Raw genomic sequence first — 3,273 nt, 5'->3', positions numbered from 1 at the left:
CGTCTCGATCGCGTCGCGCACCGCGGAGATCCGGTCGGTGACCTCGCCGCGGGCCCGGTCCACCGCCCCGGTGACGGTGTCCCGCGCCTCGGTCACCCGCCCCTCGGCGGTCTCCCGCAGGCGGCGGGCGCGCTCGCGCAGCTCCCGCTGCGTCTCCGCGCCGGTGCGCGGCGCCAGCAGGAGCGCCGCGCCGGCGCCCAGCAGCGCGCCCCAGACGAACGCCCCCAGCCCCCCGCTCTCACGCTCGATGACGATGCGAGGGTAGTCGTCGTAGTCCCTCATCGCAGGCTCCGTTCAGGTGATGGGAATGCTTCAGAGATGGGACTGCAGCTCCCGGTGCCGCGGCGCCGGCGTGGAAATCTGGAGCATCCGGCGAAAGCTGGAAAGGTTCACGGGCTTCTGGAGGAAGACGTCCGCCTCCCTCCGCAGCGCGTTCTCCGTCTCTTCGCCCGCGCCGCCGGCCGTGATGACGATGATCGTCACCTCGGTGGGCAGCCCGGACCGGATCTCCCGGATGACCTGGAGACCGTCTATGTCCGGGAGGTAGAAGTCGCACACCACCGTGTCCGGGGCGAAGTCGCGGAGGCGCTCCAGCGCGCCCCGCCCCGTCGCCGCGGTGCAGACGGTGTACCCGTCCTCCGCGAGCAGGCTCTCGAGCGCATCCCGGGCGCCCTGCTCGTCCTCGATAACCAGGATTCTACGTGCCGCCATACTGCGTACCTCGTCCCGTGGGCGGCGCCCGGGCAAATGGCCCGGACGGCTCCGGGGGGGAGGAGCAAGCGCCATGCCAGGTACGGGGGTCCGGGAACGCGAAGGAGCCGCGTCCCGGACGGGGGACGCGGCTCCGAGGACGGCCCCGCGGGGCGGCCGCTCCGCCGGGTCAGACCTCGGCGATGTGGAGCCCCATGAGGTTGGAGAGACGGGAGCGGAGGTCCTCCTCCTCGATCCCCAGCATGGAGGCGGCGCGCCCGTAGTCGCCGTCCACGAAGGAGAAGGTCTTGAGCACCAGCGTGCGCTCCGCCTGCTCCACCGAGGTCCCCACGGGGATGCGCACCTCGCGGTCCTCGGCGGCGATCAGCTCATGCGCCCGCAGGTCCTGGAGCGTGACCAGGTCGCCGTGGGCGAAGATCACCGCGCGCTCCACCGCGTTCTTCAGCTCGCGGACGTTGCCGGGCCAGCGGTAGGCGTTGATGAACTCCAGCGCCTCGGGGGCGAACCCCTTGAGCGGCTTCCCGTTCTCCTCCGAGAAGCGGCGCAGGAACGTCTCCGCCAGCAGGCGCACGTCGCCGCGGCGCTCGCGAAGCGGCGGGAGGTTGAGCGGGATCACGGCGAGGCGGTGGTACAGGTCCTCGCGGAGCTTCCCCTCCTCGACCGCCTTGTTGATGTTCTTGTTGGTGGCCGCGACCACGCGGATGTCCACGTGGATCTCCTTCTTGCCGCCCAGGCGGCGGAAGGAGCGCTGCTCCAGGGCGCGGAGGAACTTCACCTGGATGTCGGGCTCCATCTCCGCGACCTCGTCCAGGAAGAGCGTCCCGCCGTCGGCCAGCTCGAAGCACCCGGCCTTCTCGTTGATGGCCCCGGTGAAGGCGCCCTTCTCGTGGCCGAAGAGCTCGTTCTCCAGGATCTCGCGCGGGAAGGCGCCGCAGTTGATGGCGATGAACGGGCCCTTGGCGCGGTTGGACTTCTCGTGGACGGCGCGGGCCACCAGCTCCTTGCCGGTCCCGCTCTCCCCCACGATGAGCACGCTGGCGCTGGCGGGGGCGACGGCCTCGATGGTGCCGTAGATGCCGCGCATCTCGTCCGACTGTCCGATCAGGTCGCCGAAGCGGGTCAGGTTCGCGAGCCGCTCCTCCAGCAGGCGGTTGGCCTGCTTGACCCGGTACGCCTCCAGCGCCTTCGGGATCAGCGCCTTGAGCCGCTCCAGGTTCAGCGGCTTCTCCAGGTAGTCGTAGGCGCCCTCGCGCATGGCGGCCACGGCGGAATCGACCGAGGCGGCGCCGGTGATGATGATCACCTCGCTGGCGATCCCGGAGTCCCGCATGCGGGCGAAGAGCTCCAGCCCGTCCACCTCGGGCATGCGGAGGTCGGCCAGGATCAGGCCGTAGCCCCCCTCCTGGATCATCTCCCACGCCTTCCGCCCGTCCGTGGCGGTCTCGACCTCGTAGCCCTCCTCGCCGAGGAGCATCTGCAGGCCCTCGGCGATGTGGCGCTCGTCGTCCGCGACCAGGATCTTCGCTTGCATACCCGCGCTGTTGGAAGAGTCTTGTGTTTGTCGAACCGGGAAAGATAGCGGGGTCCCGCGCGCGGGGTCAAGCTGAATCGCGCATGGGAGCCAACGGGTTACACACCTCGGCTCAGGCGCCCGCCACCGGAATGGTGAACACCACTCCACCCCCTCCGGTTCCCCCGTCGTGGGGCGAGGGGAGGGCGCCGTCCAGCTCCAGGGTGCCGCCGACGAGCCCGGCGATGGCGCGCGCGGCGGGGAGGCGTGCCACGGTGCCGCCGCTGGGAGCGGAGGCATCGTCGGCCAGGGGGAGCGGGCGGCCGTCGCCGTCCAGGGCGGAGACGGAGACCGCGGCGCGGTCGTCCAGGCGCGCGGTGCGGATCACCAGCGCTCCGCCCGGCGCGCTCCCGTCCAGGACCTCCAGGACCATGTCCAGGATGACCTGCCGCACCTGCTCGCGGGGGACGTTCACGGGGGCGGGGAGGCCGGCGGGCTCGATGCGGACCGACACCTCGTGCCGGCGGCCCTCCAGCTCGATCAGCTCCTTGAGCTCGTGCACCAGCTCGTCCAGGGTGACGGGCTCGGCCCTGCGCGCCGGCCGGGAAAGGCGGAGGAGGAGCTCGATGCGGCGGGTGACCCGCTCCAGCTCGGCTCCCAGCACGCCGATGTAGCGCTCCGCCTCGCCCTGCTCGTCGGTGTTCCACCGGGCCACGCGGCGCTTCAGCACCTCCAGGTTGATCACCATGGAGTGCAGGGGGTTCTTGATCTCGTGCGCCAGGTCGTCGGCGAGCCGCTCCAGGATGTCGAGCTTGTTGGCCCGCACGACCAGCGCTTCGGGACGTTCGGTGTCGCTGCCCACGTTATCGGCTTCCCGGAGCGTCGGAAGAAGCTCCCGGCTCGTCAGCCCGGGGAGGTTCGGCGCCCGCGCGCGCACCGTGGGGCGAAGGGGGCTTCCCCTCGCCGACGGCCGCCGGGCGGATCATGCAGCGGGGTAGAGGCAGGTTTCGTTCCCGCGGGAGCAAAGCGGCCGGGGGGCCCCCCCCCCCCGG

The 3,273-nt window shown here is 71.6% G+C and carries 4 protein-coding genes; all 4 read right to left on the bottom strand.

The window, feature by feature from the left end; genetic code table 11:
* Window positions 1-282 (bottom strand): YtxH domain-containing protein (locus VGR37_18405; GenBank protein HEV2149381.1); only part of this gene is annotated, 282 nt, incomplete at its 3' end.
* A 30-nt stretch (window positions 283-312) separates the two neighbouring features.
* Window positions 313-711 (bottom strand): response regulator, encoded by a 399-nt coding sequence (locus VGR37_18400; GenBank protein ID HEV2149380.1) that lies wholly within the window; start codon window positions 709-711, stop codon window positions 313-315.
* 169 nt (window positions 712-880) lie between these two features.
* Window positions 881-2,242 (bottom strand): sigma-54 dependent transcriptional regulator, encoded by a 1,362-nt coding sequence (locus tag VGR37_18395; protein ID HEV2149379.1) that lies wholly within the window; start codon window positions 2,240-2,242, stop codon window positions 881-883.
* 112 nt (window positions 2,243-2,354) lie between these two features.
* Window positions 2,355-3,083 (bottom strand): histidine kinase dimerization/phospho-acceptor domain-containing protein, encoded by a 729-nt coding sequence (locus VGR37_18390; protein ID HEV2149378.1) that lies wholly within the window; start codon window positions 3,081-3,083, stop codon window positions 2,355-2,357.
* Window positions 3,084-3,273 lie beyond the last annotated feature (190 nt).

This window comes from Longimicrobiaceae bacterium (genome assembly GCA_035936415.1).
In the GTDB taxonomy this organism is placed as follows: Bacteria; Gemmatimonadota; Gemmatimonadetes; order Longimicrobiales; family Longimicrobiaceae; genus JAFAYN01.
This window is presented reverse-complemented; position numbering and strand designations above follow the sequence as displayed.

Coding starts and splice junctions, on each gene's coding strand:
- VGR37_18400 (HEV2149380.1), bottom strand. CDS start 711: ATGGCGGCACGTAGAATCCTGGTTATCGAGGACGAGCAGGGCGCCCGG.
- VGR37_18395 (HEV2149379.1), bottom strand. CDS start 2,242: ATGCAAGCGAAGATCCTGGTCGCGGACGACGAGCGCCACATCGCCGAG.